13 protein-coding genes and 1 rRNA gene are annotated in these 16,769 nt (G+C 35.8%); 13 read left to right on the forward strand and 1 reads right to left on the reverse strand.

Features of this window, described 5'->3' with window-relative positions:
• Window positions 1-4 precede the first annotated feature (4 nt).
• The 11 genes from MY490_RS00880 (at window position 5) to MY490_RS00930 (ending at window position 13,682) form a co-directional block, all read left to right on the forward strand.
• Window positions 5-1,276: a cation:dicarboxylate symporter family transporter gene (locus MY490_RS00880; RefSeq protein ID WP_248267608.1), complete on the forward strand. Its 1,272-nt coding sequence runs from the start codon at window positions 5-7 to the stop codon at window positions 1,274-1,276.
• An 18-nt stretch (window positions 1,277-1,294) separates the two neighbouring features.
• Window positions 1,295-2,731: an aspartate ammonia-lyase gene (aspA, locus tag MY490_RS00885; protein WP_248267609.1), complete on the forward strand. Its 1,437-nt coding sequence runs from the start codon at window positions 1,295-1,297 to the stop codon at window positions 2,729-2,731.
• A gap of 226 nt (window positions 2,732-2,957) precedes the next feature.
• Window positions 2,958-4,652, forward strand: coding sequence for an NAD-dependent malic enzyme (locus tag MY490_RS00890; protein ID WP_248267610.1), 1,695 nt, complete (start codon window positions 2,958-2,960; stop codon window positions 4,650-4,652).
• Between the two features lie 176 nt (window positions 4,653-4,828).
• Window positions 4,829-6,082, forward strand: coding sequence for an ATP-binding protein (locus MY490_RS00895; RefSeq protein WP_248269291.1), 1,254 nt, complete (start codon window positions 4,829-4,831; stop codon window positions 6,080-6,082).
• Entirely contained in the window at window positions 6,079-7,011 is a 933-nt protein-coding gene (locus tag MY490_RS00900; protein WP_248267611.1) for a response regulator, read from the forward strand. The genes MY490_RS00895 and MY490_RS00900 overlap by 4 nt, the downstream gene beginning before the upstream one ends.
• A 251-nt stretch (window positions 7,012-7,262) precedes the next feature.
• Complete coding sequence (locus tag MY490_RS00905) at window positions 7,263-8,558, forward strand: phage portal protein (RefSeq protein WP_248267612.1); 1,296 nt, start codon at window positions 7,263-7,265, stop codon at window positions 8,556-8,558.
• Window positions 8,559-8,722: 164 nt separating this feature from the next.
• Window positions 8,723-9,991 (forward strand): saccharopine dehydrogenase family protein, encoded by a 1,269-nt coding sequence (locus MY490_RS00910; RefSeq protein WP_248267613.1) that lies wholly within the window; start codon window positions 8,723-8,725, stop codon window positions 9,989-9,991.
• A gap of 212 nt (window positions 9,992-10,203) precedes the next feature.
• Window positions 10,204-10,635, forward strand: a complete 432-nt coding sequence (locus tag MY490_RS00915; protein WP_248267614.1) for a DUF2521 family protein — start codon at window positions 10,204-10,206, stop codon at window positions 10,633-10,635.
• A gap of 58 nt (window positions 10,636-10,693) precedes the next feature.
• A complete protein-coding gene (gene cwlD, locus MY490_RS00920; RefSeq protein WP_248267615.1) occupies window positions 10,694-11,404 on the forward strand; it encodes an N-acetylmuramoyl-L-alanine amidase CwlD in 711 nt (236 codons plus the stop codon).
• A gap of 436 nt (window positions 11,405-11,840) precedes the next feature.
• Window positions 11,841-12,902, forward strand: coding sequence for an Mrp/NBP35 family ATP-binding protein (locus tag MY490_RS00925; protein WP_248267616.1), 1,062 nt, complete (start codon window positions 11,841-11,843; stop codon window positions 12,900-12,902).
• Window positions 12,903-13,094: 192 nt separating this feature from the next.
• The gene (locus tag MY490_RS00930) at window positions 13,095-13,682 is read left to right on the forward strand and encodes a KinB-signaling pathway activation protein (RefSeq protein ID WP_248267617.1); all 588 of its coding nucleotides are present in this window, start codon (window positions 13,095-13,097) and stop codon (window positions 13,680-13,682) included.
• A gap of 21 nt (window positions 13,683-13,703) precedes the next feature.
• Here the strand turns inward: MY490_RS00930 and pdaB are convergent, their stop codons facing one another.
• Window positions 13,704-14,471 (reverse strand): polysaccharide deacetylase family sporulation protein PdaB, encoded by a 768-nt coding sequence (pdaB, locus tag MY490_RS00935; RefSeq protein WP_248267618.1) that lies wholly within the window; start codon window positions 14,469-14,471, stop codon window positions 13,704-13,706.
• Window positions 14,472-14,623: 152 nt separating this feature from the next.
• Between pdaB and MY490_RS00940 the strand changes: the two genes are divergently transcribed.
• Both MY490_RS00940 and MY490_RS00945 read left to right on the forward strand, forming a co-directional pair.
• Window positions 14,624-14,800 carry a hypothetical protein gene (locus MY490_RS00940; protein ID WP_248267619.1) on the forward strand — a complete coding sequence of 59 codons (177 nt, stop codon included), beginning with the start codon at window positions 14,624-14,626 and terminating at the stop codon, window positions 14,798-14,800.
• A gap of 349 nt (window positions 14,801-15,149) precedes the next feature.
• A 16S ribosomal RNA gene (locus MY490_RS00945) occupies window positions 15,150-16,699 on the forward strand.
• Window positions 16,700-16,769 lie beyond the last annotated feature (70 nt).

Here is a 16,769-nt window from a genome sequence, read left to right on the forward strand (position 1 = left end):
TTATATGAAGAAGTTTGGATTAGCTACGCAAATCTTTGTTGCTCTTATATTAGGTATTGTTGTAGGAGCTTTAGTATACGGAAATGAAAAGGCAATATCTTATATTCAACCGATTGGTGATATCTTTATTCATTTAATTAAAATGATCGTTATGCCAATTGTAATTTCAGCTCTTGTAGTAGCTGTAGCAGGTGTTGGGGATATAAAAAAGCTAGGGAAACTTGGAGGAAAAACACTTCTTTATTTTGAAATCATTACGACGATTGCGCTTGGTATTGGAATGATTGCAGCGAATTTATTCCACCCAGGTAAAGGCGTAGATATGACTCATTTGCAAAAAGGTGATATTTCAGCATATGAACAAACAGCAACTGCAACTCAACAAAGTGGTTTTGCAGAGACAATTGTTCATATTTTCCCGAAAAATGTGTTTGAATCAATGGCACAAGGTGATTTATTGCCAATTATTTTCTTCTCTGTTCTATTTGGTTTAGGAGTAGCAGCGATTGGTGATAAAGGAAAGCCTGTTCTTGGATTTTTTGAAGGCATTTTAGAAGCGATGTTTTGGGTTACAAATCAAGTTATGAAAACTGCTCCGTTTGGGGTTTTCGCGTTAATTGCTGTAACAGTTGCAAAGTTTGGTGTAAGTACTTTATTACCACTTGGTAAACTTGTTTTAGCTGTTTATATAACTGTAGCATTTTTTGCTATTGTTATTTTAGGTATTAATGCTAAAATGACAGGGACGAATATTTTTACACTTATGAAGATTTTAAAGGAAGAGCTGATTCTTTCTTTTACAACAGCAAGTTCGGAAGCTGTACTTCCAAACATTATGAAAAAAATGGAAGACATGGGTTGTCCAAAAGCAATAGTATCTTTTGTAATACCGACAGGGTACTCGTTTAATTTAACGGGTTCAGCTATTTACCAAGCTCTTGCTGCATTATTTGTTGCTCAGATGTACAATATTCACATGTCATTTATGGAGCAGGTAACATTATTATTTGTACTAATGCTTACATCAAAAGGTATGGCTGGTGTCCCTGGTGCATCGTTCGTAGTAGTACTGGCTACACTAGGTTCAATGGGATTACCTTTAGAAGGAATCGCATTAATTGCAGGTATTGATCGTATTTTAGATATGGTTCGTTCTGCAGTAAATGTATTAGGAAACTCATTAGCAGCCATTACGATGGCGAAATGGGAAGGCGAATACGATAAAGATAAAGCGCAACAATATATTGATTCGATTAAGGAGTCAAAAGTTGCGTAAAGATGGGAGAAAAAACAAATGGCGGCTATTGAAAGTAAACCAAACATACGCATTGAAAAAGATTTTTTAGGGGAAAAAGAAATTCCAGCAGATGCCTACTATGGTGTCCAAACATTACGCGCAGTTGAGAATTTTCCTATTACTGGTTATAAAATTCACGAAGAGCTTATTAAAGCTTTAGCAATTGTAAAGAAGGCAGCAGCACTTGCTAACGTAGAAACAAAACGCCTTTATGAGGGAAATGGTAAAGCGATTGCAGAGGCAGCTCAAGAAATTATTGAGGGCAAATGGCACGATCAGTTCATTGTTGATCCGATTCAAGGTGGAGCAGGGACATCAATGAATATGAATGCAAATGAAGTTATTGCAAATCGTGCGCTTGAAATACTAGGTAAAGAAAAAGGCGACTATTTCTGCATTAGTCCAAATACCCATGTAAATATGTCGCAGTCTACAAATGATGCATTCCCAACTGCAATTCATATCGCGACTTTAAATATGTTAGAAAAATTATTAAACACAATGAATTATATGCGTGATGTATTTGAGTTAAAGGCAAAAGAATTTGACCATGTAATTAAAATGGGTCGTACTCACTTACAAGATGCAGTACCTATCCGTTTAGGACAAGAATTCGAAGCATATTCTCGAGTGCTTGGTCGTGATATAAAACGTATCGAACAATCTCGTCAGCACCTATATGAAGTAAATATGGGAGCTACAGCGGTTGGAACGGGTTTAAATGCAGATCCCCGCTATATTGAACTAGTTGTTAAGCAACTTGCCGAAATCAGCGGCTTATCACTTGTAGGAGCTGAGCATCTTGTTGATGCTACTCAAAACACTGATGCTTACACAGAAGTATCGGCTGCTCTAAAAGTATGTATGATGAATATGTCTAAGATTGCGAATGATTTACGTTTAATGGCTTCTGGCCCACGCGCTGGACTTGGTGAAATTTCATTACCAGCACGTCAACCTGGTTCATCTATTATGCCTGGTAAAGTAAATCCTGTAATGGCAGAAGTAATTAACCAAGTGGCATTCCAAGTAATCGGTAATGATCATACAATCTGTTTAGCGTCTGAAGCAGGACAATTAGAATTAAACGTTATGGAGCCTGTTTTAGTATTTAATTTACTTCAATCAATTAACATCATGAATAATGCATTCCGTGTATTCACAGATAATTGTTTAAAAGGAATTGAAGCTAATGAAGACAGAATGAAGGAATATGTAGAAAAGAGCGTTGGTCTAATTACAGCTGTTAATCCACATATCGGTTATGAAGTTGCTGCGAGAATAGCAAGAGAAGCTATTTTAACAGGAAAGCCAATTCGTGAACTTTGCTTAAAATATGACGTATTATCTGAAGATGAGCTCGATCTTATTTTAGATCCATTTGAAATGACTCACCCTGGTATTGCTGGTGCAGTTCTTTTAGAACGTCAATAAAACAGTCAGCCTACTGATAAACGCTCACTTTCTATTTGCTTAGCCTGTTTGTGGTGCTTAAAGTGCCATGTATGTAAATTTAGCACCACTTCTGGCCTTGCGGATTGAAAGATACATCGGTTTCAATCAGTCTGACAATTAATACTTTCAAAGTAAGGGCGAAAAGCCCTTTTTTGCTTAACAAAAAAAGATAAAAATAAATTAGATAGAAAAGGGATGGGATTATATGCATAAATTCAAGGTAGGTTCGAATGGAGAAGTGGAGACTACCTTGCGTGGTGCCGAATTATTAGGTGTGCCAATGCTTAATAAAGGAGTTGCATTTACTCAAGAGGAACGAAAAGAATTAGGTTTAACAGGATTATTACCGCCAGCTGTACTGACGCTTGAGGAGCAAGCTAAACGAGCTTACGCGCAATTTTCGTCACAACCGACTGATTTGCATAAAAATGTTGCATTATCAGCTTTACATGATCGTAATGAAACATTATTTTATCGAGTACTAACTGATCACTTACCTGAAATGCTTCCGGTTGTTTATACACCTACAGTTGGGTTAGCAATTCAACGTTATAGCAATGAATATAGAAGACCTCGTGGTATATATCTTTCAATTAATGAAGAAGATGGTATTGCGCAAGCATTTGATAATTATGGCGCAAATTCAGATGAAATTGATTTAATCGTTATTACTGACGGTGAAGGAATATTAGGAATTGGTGACTGGGGAGTTGGCGGTATTAATATCGCAATTGGTAAATTAGCTGTATATACAGCTGCGGCAGGTATTGATCCAACACGAGTATTGCCAGTCGTTTTAGATGTTGGTACTGATCGCGAAGAGCTACTAGATAATCCATTTTATGTTGGAAACCGTCATCCTCGCGTTCGCGATAGTCGATATGATGCGTTCATTGATAAGTTTGTAACAACTGCTGTAGAAAAATTCCCAAATGCATTACTTCATTGGGAGGATTTTAGCTCTAAAAATGCACGAAACATATTAGATAAGTATCGTCACCAAGTTTGTACTTTCAATGATGATATTCAAGGCACAGGAGCTGTGTCACTTGCAGCTGTGCTAGCAGCAGTGAATGCATCTGGTATTCCGCTTAGTGAACATCGTGTAGTTGTATTTGGTGCAGGAGCGGCTGGTATTGGAATCGCAGATCAAGTACGTGATGCAATGGTACGTGAAGGCCTTTCATTCGAATTAGCAAACCGCAGATTCTGGTGTATTGACCGAAATGGATTGCTTGCAGAGGATATGGAAGGGTTGTTCGACTTCCAACAACCGTATGCACGCCCAATCGAGGAAAATAACTCAGGTGCAAGCTTAGCTGAAGTTGTAAGCCAAGTTCATCCTACAATCTTAATCGGTACTTCAACTGTTGCCGGCGCTTTCACAGAAGAGATTGTAAAAGATATGGCAGCACATGTTGAACGACCTGTAATTTTACCGATGTCCAATCCTACACCACTTGCAGAAGCAAAACCTTCTGATTTAATCAAGTGGACTGAAGGAAGAGCATTAGTAGCAACAGGAAGTCCTTTTGCTCCAGTAACATATAACAAAACGGTTTATGTAATTGGTCAATCAAATAACGCGCTTATTTTCCCAGGCTTAGGACTTGGAACAAATGTTTCACGTGCTAGTATTATTACTGATGGAATGTTTGCAGCGGCTGCAGAAGCTGTAGCGGAAATGATTGATGTAAGTAAATTAGGTGCACCTTTACTTCCTCAAATCGAGAATCTACGTACTATTTCTGAAGTAGTTGCGATTGAAGTAGCAAAAGCAGCAGTTGCAGATGGAGTAGCTCGAGTTGTACACGACGATATTGAGCAAGCAGTACGAAACGCAATGTGGGAGCCTGCTTATCGTCAAATTAAAGCTGCAAAAGAATTAGTCACTATATAAAAAAACAAAAAATACAGCTTGTATTATCAAGCTGTATTTTCTTATGAAATTTAGTAGTATGGAGGATCATTGTGTTAATAACAACAAGGCGATATACTAGTAGCAAAAATCAGGAAGTGGCGGATTTGAAATCTAAAGGATTGCAAGGTAAAGATTTCTGGATTGTTATTGCACTTATGGTTATAGTTCCAATAGCGGGTGAACTGAACTTTCATCCATTTGATAATATATTCCGCGTTAGTTTTGGAACCCCAATTTTTTTCTTTTCTTTATTGTATTTTAGGAATTATCATTCTGTTTTAATAGGACTATTGATAGGCATATCTGTCTTTGTATTCCGTGTTGGACTAGATTGGTTAGTATTGACCGATTTTAATCTTGCTTCATCTTTTTCGGTTAGATTTCCTACTTTCTTATATTATTTTTCATATTCCGTTTTATTTTATTTACTGAAGGTGAATCGGTTTCAGCATCCTTTACTAATAGGAATCTTCGGTATTACGATTGAAATCACTTCTAGTTTAATCGAATTAATACTTCAACTATATGGAATGGGTTCTTCACTTACAGTCGACGAGTTAAACAAAATTATTATTATTGCGGTGTTTAGAAGCTTCTTTGTATTAGCGTTTATCAATATGATGAAACTTTATGAGCTAAAACTGAAGGAATCACAAACTCGTAAAGAAAATGAAAATATGCTTATGCATTTATCCAATTTATATGTAGAATCTGTATATTTGAAAAAGACATTACAAAATGCCGAAACAATAACAAAAGAATCTTACAATTTATATCGAGACATGAGTAAGTACAAACAGGATTTAGGTGTTCCTATTGAAAAATGGGGGAGAAATTCTTTAAGAATTGCAGGAGAGGTACATGAAATAAAAAAGGATAACCAAAGAATTTTTGCAGGACTTTCTAAACTTATTACAAGTGAAAGTTTGCCTGAATATATGAGTGTAAATGATTTAGTGACGATGGTTATCCGAATTAATCAAAAATATGCAGGCATGCTAGGAAAGAAAATTGAGTTTATTTCTCAAATAAAGGGACAACATCCACACTATCATATCTATCTAATGCTTTCGTTTATTAATAACCTAGTTGCGAACGCAGTTGAAGCTATAGAGCATAAAGGGACGATTCTCTTGTCAATAGAAAGAGTTGAAGATTGGATTGAATGTAAGGTTATTGATAATGGACCTGGAGTTCCTTCAAAATATATGAAGCTTATTTTTAAACCTGGATTTACGTCTAAATATAGCGATGATGGAACTCCATCTACAGGAATTGGTTTATCCTATATCAAAGAAATGGCAGAAGAACTGGGAGGAGAAGTTATTCTCAATCAAACAGAGAGTGAATGTATTTTTACGATTCGACTACCAATCGGAGCTCTCGTCTTAGAAAGGATGAATTTATGAATTTTTATATCACAGATGATGATGAAGTCTTTCGATCGATGTTATCACAAATTATAGAGGATGAAGAGTTAGGTGAAGTTGTTGGTGAGGCGGAAGACGGCTTTTTTTTAGATGCAAATACGCTTGAAATAAATCATGTTGATATATTATTTATCGATTTATTAATGCCCCTTCAGGACGGTATCGAAACAATACGGAGAATGGGCTCCTCTTTCAAAGGGAAAATTATTATGATTTCTCAAGTGGAGTCTAAAGAATTAATTGGAGAAGCTTATTCTCTCGGTATTGAATATTACATTACTAAGCCATTGAACAAAATTGAAGTAATATCGGTCGTTAGAAAGGTCATGGAACGAATTCGACTAGAGCGATCGATTCTTGATATTCAAAAATCATTAAGTAATGTTTTTGATGTAAATTCAATCAATCAACATAATCCAATGTCTGATAAAAAGAAAATTACGGATTGGGGACAGGTTCTATTATCAGAACTTGGCATAGCGGGAGAAAATGGGAGCAAAGACTTGCTTGATATGCTCAATTACCTATATGAGTATGAAACAAGTTTTGGTTTAGAGGCAGGATTTCCTACATTAAAGGATATATACACGCACATCAGTTTGAAAAAGCTAGGGGTTGTAAATTCTCAAGAAGACGTTGAGCGGGAAAGGAAATCAACAGAACAACGAGTTCGTAGAGCAATTTATCAATCATTAAACCATATAGCATCAATAGGACTGGCGGATTTTGCGAACCCTAAATTTGAAAATTATGCTTCAAAGTTTTTTGATTTTGAAACAGTTCGTCAAAGAATGAGTGAATTGAAGCAAGTATCCTTGACTTCCTCAACACATACTCGCATTAATGCAAAGAAATTTATACAAGTTTTATACTTTGAATCGAAACAGCTTTTAGTTGAAAGATATTAAAAATAAATTTTATTAGGCCCTCAAGCTTTTAGGTGAGGGTCTTTTAGCATGTGATTACTTTTTGGAATAAACTAATAGTATACTCATAGTCTAAAATAACAAATAATTAAAAAATTCTAATAATTAAAGCTTAAATTGTAGCATAGATGAGTTTTAAAAGAATAAAATAATATACCTTAATAAATTATACCTATGGCCATCTACGTTAGGGGTGATGTACATTGGGCTTAATCCACTGGATAATGGGCAAAATGAATTTTCAATCAAGTACTAGTTCTTTTGAGTTATTAAATGATGAAGGGGATGGCCAATTAACATTAGGCAATACATTATTTAAGAATGATGTGATTAGGGCATGTATTAGACCTAAAGCCAATGCTATTGGAAAACTAAAAGTAACGCATGTTAGAGAAAATAATAGAGAATGCAAGAGTAACCCTGATCCATGGATTTATAATGTGCTTCAAGAACCAAATCCATTTATGTCTAGGCAATTACTCTTAGAGAAAATGGTAACTCAGCTTGACCTAAACAGTAATGCGTTTGCATTTATAAGGCGAAATGATTTTGGTTATCCTACCGCTATTTTTCCTATTCCTTGTACGAAAGTTGAAGTGCTTGAAAATAATCAAGGTTTGATCTTTTTAAAATTCACATTCAAAACCAAAAATGTACTAATTTTACCTTATAGCGATATCATTCATTTAAGACAAGATTTTAATAGTAATGATGTATTTGGTACACCACCATATGATCCTTTACTTCCGTTATTAGAAGTGATTGATTCGGTAGATGACAGCATCGTCCGAAATGTAAATAATAATCGCTTTATAAATTGGCTATTGAACTTTAAGGAAGTACTGGATCAAGAAGATATGATTGAGAATACGAATGAATTTGTAAATAATTATATGAAATTTACAGGTGATGGTATAAAAGCAGGTTTTTCAGAGCCTTCATATACTTTGCAACAAGTACCCATAAGTAATTATGCTCCTGAGGCACAAAGAACGAATGATGCGATCAGTCGGATCTATAGTTTTTTTAATACGAACGAAAAAATCGTTCAAAGTACATTTAACGAGGTTGAATGGAATACCTACAATGAAGCTGTAATTAATCCTTTAGTCATCCAACTAAATAATGAATTTACACGAAAATTCTTCACCCCAGCCGAACGAAAAAATGGTAATCGTATTGTTTTTGAAGCATCAAACTTAGAATTTGCATCTATTGCGACAAAATTAGCCTTTTCCGTAATGGTAGAACGAGCTTCCTTAACTCCTAATGAATGGCGTTCCTTAATGGGAATAGGGCCAATCCAAAGAGGAGATGTTCCACTTCTAAAAACTGATACTGCTCCAATCGATCAGAAAGAAAGAGATAGAGAATTTGAGTTACGCGTTGAAAGAGAAAAGAAACGCGAAGAAGAAATTGAAAAATGCAAACAAGAGTGTATTGAAGAATGTAAAAAATTTAAAGAATTTTGTATGGAAGAACAGAAGAAACTTTTAGAAAAACCAGAAACAGATGGAAAAAATAATTAATTAGATAAAATAGAGCTATTAACTAATTATTAGTTAGGCTTTTTTTTTTTCAATATGAAAGTTAGCATAGGTTAGATAGACAGGATACTTGTCCGAACACTTTTTCCATTGGTTCATATAGTAAAGTAAAAGCTAATATTAAACCAATTTATGGAGTTGTTTATATGTTTGAAAAAGATGCGATTATTACCCTATTAGGTAGTTCTGGCGGAGTGGCAAAAGCAGTACTTTCTATATTTAATAAAGCGGCAAAGGATCCAAAAGATCCGATCCATCAGATAATGAAAAATACCAGGTTTCATTTAATTGATTTGAAACAGAAAGAACTATCCTATTTTGAAAGGATTATTCCTAACTTAATAAAAAATGTTACATTTCATGAAATGAATGTTAATAATATTGATTTAATGAAAAAACATCTTATTGAGAGTAATACAGTGATTGTAGTTGATGTATCTAGAGCGGATTCTGTTGAAATGTTGCGCTGTTGTAATGAGTTTGGTGTGAAGTATGTCAACACAGCTTTAGAAAGTGAAATTGTAGATGAAGATGAAAGTATTAGTTCTGGGTTCCCACTTAAAGAACGCATACGTATCTTCGAGGAAAATAAACGAAAGTTTAAAAATACTACAGCAATTATTGGTTCAGGCATGAATCCTGGAATTGTACAATGGATGGCAATCGATTTAATGAACCAATTCCCTTCCGAGAAACCTCTTGCATGTTACATTGTTGAACATGATAATTCTTTTTATGAAAACCCTTCAATAGCTCAAAAAGAAACAATTTACACCACATGGTCCCCAGATTGCTTCCTAGAAGAGGCAGTCACCAGCTTTCCTATGTTTGTTAAACATAATATTCCAATCTTCTTGTATGATGATGTTTATTCTGTTGAATTTAAAGTATCGTTAGGGGAAAAAGTCTTTTATGGTTGTCTTATGCCACATGAAGAAGTATTTATTATTGGCAAATTGTTCAACTTAGAAAGTGGTTTTGTGTATCGTGTTAATGAGCATACAACAAATCTAATTAGAAATAATTTAAAAAACACTGACGAAATATTGGGTTTTGATAAAAAGCTTCTAGATCCTTCAACAGCTCCCTTGGTAGGAGAGGACGTAGTTGGAGTTTTACTTGTGTACGAAGATAAAGAACGTTATATCTATAATGTTATGAACAATAAAGATTCATTCGCTAATTACGGTACAAATGCAACCTATCTTCAAGTCGCGTGCGGAGTTTATGCAGGAGTTGCAAGTTTATTTTTGGATACTGTAGTAAAAGGTGCCTACTTTGTAGATGAATTAGTATTAAATACAAACAGTAAATATGGAGAGTATTTAAAATATCATATGCCTCAGTTTGTATATGGAGAAAATGAAAAAAGCGATGGATTACTTTTACAAAGAATGAAATCATTCGATAATTAAAAATACGAAAGAGGGTAGGAAGTTTTTTTAAAACCCCTCTTTTTTATTTTATTTAAGTACATGTTGACCTTTTTAGTCTTGAAAATTTTCTATTATATAAAATCTTTGTTTTTTATGAAAATTACTTTTTTTTTATGGAAGAAATTAAGTATGTAGTTTTTGAATGAAGCACACCTTTTCGTCTTAGACTATGGCTACGGGGAGGTTTCATCATGAATCTTATAACAAATTTCCGAGAAAAAAGAAGAGCAAAGCAGATTAAATTTGAAAAGAGCTTATTAAAAGAACTAAAAATAATGCAATTAAAAGCCCAATTAAAGGATTCATTTTCATACTGTATAGACGCAGATATCAACCAAAGAAAAGCAAGAGAAGATTACTGTTTAGAGCTAGCAGTAGAAACATACTTATTGGGTGCAAGATATAGCCGATTTGGTTTTTATGGTGAACCAATTGAGAATGTTAAACAAAGATCAGCTAAAGAATCTGAATGGTTAGCTTATTTATTTTATTCATCTGTATTTGGTCGTAAGGATGATATTCAAACAGAACCATTTGACCGATGTAAATCCTTTTTAAATAGTTGGTGGTTAGATGGATATGTAAAAGGAGAAAGAAGACATAGACTTCGTTTATCAAAGTAAGTCATATTCTTCCTAGTTGTCCCATATATTTTTTATAGGACAATCAGGGGGAGAAAAAATGAAAAGATGGCATTTAATCGTTATCATTGTAACCTTTGTTTTTTTGATTTTGAGTATACCTTTATTACAAAAAACGTCAAAGACCTGGAATTTTAGAGGACTACCTCTAGACGGAAAAGTAATTGTTTTGGATGCTGGGCATGGTGGACCAGATGGAGGTGCTTCAGGTGGTGATGTTATTGAAAAAGTTGTTGCTCTATCGATAACAAACAAACTAAGGGATTATTTACAAGGTCAAGGCGCAACGGTTATTATGACAAGAGATGGAGATTACGATCTAGCAGAGGATGGAATGAAAGGATATAGTAGAAGAAAAAGCGTTGATTTAAGGAAAAGGGTAGAAATTATTAATGGATCAAACGCAGACCTATACATATCAATTCATTTAAACTCCTTACCAAGAACATCTTCAAAAGGTGCACAAACATTCTATTATGGTTCATTAATTGAAAATGAGCGTTTTGCAAAATACGTCCAAGCTGAGTTAAGGGAAAGTCTAAATAATACTCATCGATTAGCGAAAATTATTAATCATGTTTATTTGATGAAATATGCCAAAGTACCAGGTGCGCTTGTAGAAGTTGGCTTTTTATCAAATTATGAAGAAACTCAGCAGTTAAGAGATGAAGAATATCAAGATAAACTTGCTGCAGCTATATATAGAGGGGTTATTAGATATTATACAGATAAAAATGAACCGCCAAATTAATCGGTGTTTCAAACTATTGGCAAACGCTCGCTTTCTTCGTTACTTCGTCTGCTTACGGTGCTCATTACCTTTTAGGGTAACTCCGCTCCGCACAGACTTTGTGCCTCGAAAGACAAACGTTTTCAATTAGTTTGAAAATCAAATTTTTTGGACTTCGTCTACGATAAGGAACAGCAAAGGCTCGCTTTCATTGTTACTTCGTCTGCTTACGGTGCTCATTACCATTTAGGGTAACTCCGCTCCGCACAGACTTCGTGCCTCGAAAGACAAACGTTTTCAATTAGTTTGAAAATCATATACTTTGGACTTCTTCTACGATAAGGAACCGCCGAATTATTCGGTGGTTTTCATTTTTACTAACTAATTAATGTTACTTAAGACTAACTATGAGACATGTGTTATACTATTTAGTATATTAAGATAACGAGGTGTAAATATGCTTACTAATGAACAAGTATTATCACTTTTAGGTACAATTAATGAGCCATTTTTAAATAAATCATTAGCAGATTTAGATGCTGTTAAAGAAATATCGATAAAAGAAGAGAAGAAACATGTAAGCGTTAAAATTGCATTGTTGAAAACGGGCACAGCTGAACAAATGCAAATTCAAACACAAATTGTTCAGCTATTAAAGCAGAATGGTGCTGATACAGTTGGAATTCGATTTACTGAATTAACAGAAGAAGAAAAAGGTCAGTTTATTGAAGGCAATGAAGAAAACTCAACACTTTCACTTTTAGATAATAAAAAAGTACAATTTTTAGCGATCGCAAGCGGAAAAGGTGGAGTAGGAAAATCAACTGTTTCTGTAAACTTAGCTGTTTCTTTAGCAAGATTAGGTAAAAAAGTTGGTATTATTGATGCTGATATTTATGGCTTTAGTGTACCGGATATGATGGGAATTACGACAAGACCTGTGATCAGGGGTGAGCGTATTATTCCAGTTGAACGTTTTGGAGTAAAGGTTATATCAATGGGATTTTTTGTAGAAGATAATTCACCAATTATTTGGAGAGGTCCAATGCTTGGTAAAATGCTACAACAGTTTTTCACAGAAGTTGAATGGGGAGATTTAGACTATTTATTATTAGATTTACCACCAGGTACTGGAGATGTAGCGTTAGACGTTCATAGCATGTTACCATCTTGTAAGGAAATAATTGTAACAACACCACATCCTACAGCTTCAATTGTTGCAGCTAGAGCGGGAGTAATGGCATTAAAAACAAACCATGAAATTATTGGTGTTGTAGAAAATATGAGTTATTATGAAAGTAAAAAAACTAGCGAAAAAGAGTATGTTTTTGGTAAAGGTGGAGGAGAAAGGCTTGCAAAAGAGCTTCAAACAACTCTATTAGGACAACTACCTTTACAGCAGCCCGATTGGGATGAAGAGGACTTTGCTCCTTCAATATATGATAAAGATCACCCAACTGGTAAAATCTATACGTCGATTGCTGAGCAAGTAGTCGAAAAAATCGTATTAAATAAATAATAAACAATACCCTTTTAATTTGTATGCTTGTTTTTTGTTAGTAATGGTTATACGATAACCATTGCTAATATTTAGACATGAATTAAATTATTAGGGTATTTATATTGATTAAATAGTTAATAAAGTTTTATATGAATCGTTAATTTAAGAAGAAAATCAGAAGCTTTGTGAAAACGGGGGATTAAGAAACGAATGACGAGTCGGAAATTGGTTCGATTATTTTTTACAACATTACTAGTTGGTGGAATCGCAACAATTATAACAGGTATTCTTTATGGTTATAAAGAGTACTTAGGTTACGTTCAAGATGGTAGATTTATTAAGCTGCTAGTAGAAGTATCATTTTTATTTATATTAGGATTAGTATTCAGTGCAGTAAGTCAGATGGGATTCTTTGCATATTTGACAATACATAGATTTGGATTAGGCTTATTTAAGTCTTTATGGAATACAGTTCAAATTGTATTAATCATATTAGCTTTATTTGATCTAGCTTATTTTCGATTTAAAGAGTATGCGCATGGAGAAGCTTTTACTGTATATTTAATATTCCCAATAGTGCTTTTAGTAGGTAGTTTAATTGTTTCTTATATAAAAATGAAAGAAACAAACAAAGGGGCGTTTATTCCAGCATTATTTTTTATGATTGTCGTTACAATCGTTGAATGGGTTCCTGCATTAAGACAGAATGATCTTTCGTGGTTAATTCTAATGTTAGTACCGTTATTTATTTGTAATGCGTATCAGTTATTAACTCTACACAAAATACTAAAAAGCTAAGAGAAATATCTCTTAGCTTTTTTATTTTACAATTTTAATATTTGTTTTAGTATTAGATATCATTTGAGAAACAGTTATATTTTTATATCCTTCGTCTTTTAAGTAGGACCAAATTAATGGCAATGCTTTTGGAGTTTGAAGTGCGGAATCACTTGCATGAAGCAAAATGATGGCGCCTGGATCAGTATTATTTTCTACGCTTTTAACAATTTTATTTGTCCCAGGATTTCTCCAGTCTTCAGTATTAACACTCCAATGAATCACAGAAAGATTGTTCCGTGCAGCAAGTTTTATAACTTCTTTATTATATTCACCATTTGGTGGTCTAAATAACTTAACGTCTTTTACGCCTAGACGATTAAATACTTCTGCTGAATTATTTAAATCTCTTTGCATTTCAACTGGAGTTAGTTGAGTGTAGCTTTTATAACGATATCCAAGTGTTCCAATTTCGTGACCTTGTTTAACGATGGTTTCAACGATCTCTGGATGTCGCTCTGCCCATGATGCAGATAAGAAAAAAGTGGCATTCGTAATTTTTTGATTTCGTAATACGTCCAAAACTTTGAGTACATTTTCATCGCCCCAGCTTATATCAAAAGTAAGAGCGACATTTTTTTGTGAGGCATCACCTTTGTAAATTGCCATTGGCCCCTTGTTGGTTGAAAAAGTTGAAAATGTTTTAGGTGCTTGTATATAAACTAAGCAAGCTGTGAAAAATGCAATAATAGTAATTAAAGAAAACTGCTTTAATTTCCTTTTTGAAGTGATGTAAAAGTAAAAAAGCATAAAATCGCCTTCTTTCTTGTCCAAGTTCTTATATAAAGGATATGAGATTAAGTAAGCTTGTATGCTACAAAACGAAATGATTAAATGTTCTAAGTATTGGAACAATAAAATCGGGATTTGCTTAAAGACGAAAGTAACATGGAGTTGGGTTTATGTTTGGAATACTTTTAAATAAGGAGCATGTATTAGAGATTGAGTCGCTCATAATACGCTCGCTATTCGAATTAGATAAAGAGTTATCATCGCATAACTTAAATGAAAGAGTAAAAAATGAAATTGTCCAAAAGAAGAAAATCTTATATGACGTGTATAATAGATTACCGCTATAGGAGCTTATCCCTTTATTAATCGTATAGGGGGTAAAAAGCATAATTGCACTCCATTTTCGCAATAATAAAAGGCCGTTCACTTAGTCCATGAAAAGATTTTAAAAAAAATCATATTTTGTGTTGACGTTATATTTGAATACGTGGTATATTATTTCTTGTCTTCAACGACAACAAAAACTGATTCAACAAATTAAAAAATATTTTTTTAAAATGTTGACAGGCTATATTACAAAATGGTAATATTAAAAAGTCGCTTACGGGCGATTAAGTGAACTTTGAAAACTAAACAAAACATGAAGTAAACGTCAATTATTAGTTTTTTTGAGCAATACAAGATTTAAACTTAACTTTTATGGAGAGTTTGATCCTGGCTCAGGACGAACGCTGGCGGCGTGCCTAATACATGCAAGTCGAGCGGACTAATGGGAGCTTGCTCCCATTAGTTAGCGGCGGACGGGTGAGTAACACGTGGGCAACCTACCTGTAAGACTGGGATAACTTCGGGAAACCGGAGCTAATACCGGATGACATAAAGGAACTCCTGTTCCTTTATTGAAAGATGGCTTCGGCTATCACTTACAGATGGGCCCGCGGCGCATTAGCTAGTTGGTGAGGTAACGGCTCACCAAGGCGACGATGCGTAGCCGACCTGAGAGGGTGATCGGCCACACTGGGACTGAGACACGGCCCAGACTCCTACGGGAGGCAGCAGTAGGGAATCTTCCGCAATGGACGAAAGTCTGACGGAGCAACGCCGCGTGAGCGATGAAGGCCTTCGGGTCGTAAAGCTCTGTTGTTAGGGAAGAATAAGTGCTAGTTGAATAAGCTGGCACCTTGACGGTACCTAACCAGAAAGCCACGGCTAACTACGTGCCAGCAGCCGCGGTAATACGTAGGTGGCAAGCGTTGTCCGGAATTATTGGGCGTAAAGCGCGCGCAGGCGGTTTCTTAAGTCTGATGTGAAAGCCCCCGGCTCAACCGGGGAGGGTCATTGGAAACTGGGAAACTTGAGTGCAGAAGAGGAAAGTGGAATTCCAAGTGTAGCGGTGAAATGCGTAGAGATTTGGAGGAACACCAGTGGCGAAGGCGACTTTCTGGTCTGTAACTGACGCTGAGGCGCGAAAGCGTGGGGAGCAAACAGGATTAGATACCCTGGTAGTCCACGCTGTAAACGATGAGTGCTAAGTGTTAGAGGGTTTCCGCCCTTTAGTGCTGAAGTTAACGCATTAAGCACTCCGCCTGGGGAGTACGGTCGCAAGACTGAAACTCAAAGGAATTGACGGGGGCCCGCACAAGTGGTGGAGCATGTGGTTTAATTCGAAGCAACGCGAAGAACCTTACCAGGTCTTGACATCCTCTGACAACCCTAGAGATAGGGCTTTCCCTTCGGGGACAGAGTGACAGGTGGTGCATGGTTGTCGTCAGCTCGTGTCGTGAGATGTTGGGTTAAGTCCCGCAACGAGCGCAACCCTTGATCTTAGTTGCCAGCATTTAGTTGGGCACTCTAAGGTGACTGCCGGTGACAAACCGGAGGAAGGTGGGGATGACGTCAAATCATCATGCCCCTTATGACCTGGGCTACACACGTGCTACAATGGATAGTACAAAGGGTTGCAAGACCGCGAGGTGGAGCTAATCCCATAAAACTATTCTCAGTTCGGATTGTAGGCTGCAACTCGCCTACATGAAGCCGGAATCACTAGTAATCGCGGATCAGCATGCCGCGGTGAATACGTTCCCGGGCCTTGTACACACCGCCCGTCACACCACGAGAGTTTGTAACACCCGAAGTCGGTGGGGTAACCTTTTAGGGGCCAGCCGCCTAAGGTGGGACAGATGATTGGGGTGAAGTCGTAACAAGGTAGCCGTATCGGAAGGTGCGGCTGGATCACCTCCTTTCTATGGAGACATCATGAACCGATGGTTCATGTATGAAATGTTTCTTCATTGTTTTGTTTAGTTTTGAGAG

Origin of the sequence: Gottfriedia acidiceleris, assembly GCF_023115465.1 — a bacterium.
GTDB classification, from domain to species: domain Bacteria; phylum Bacillota; class Bacilli; order Bacillales; family Bacillaceae_G; genus Gottfriedia; species Gottfriedia acidiceleris_B.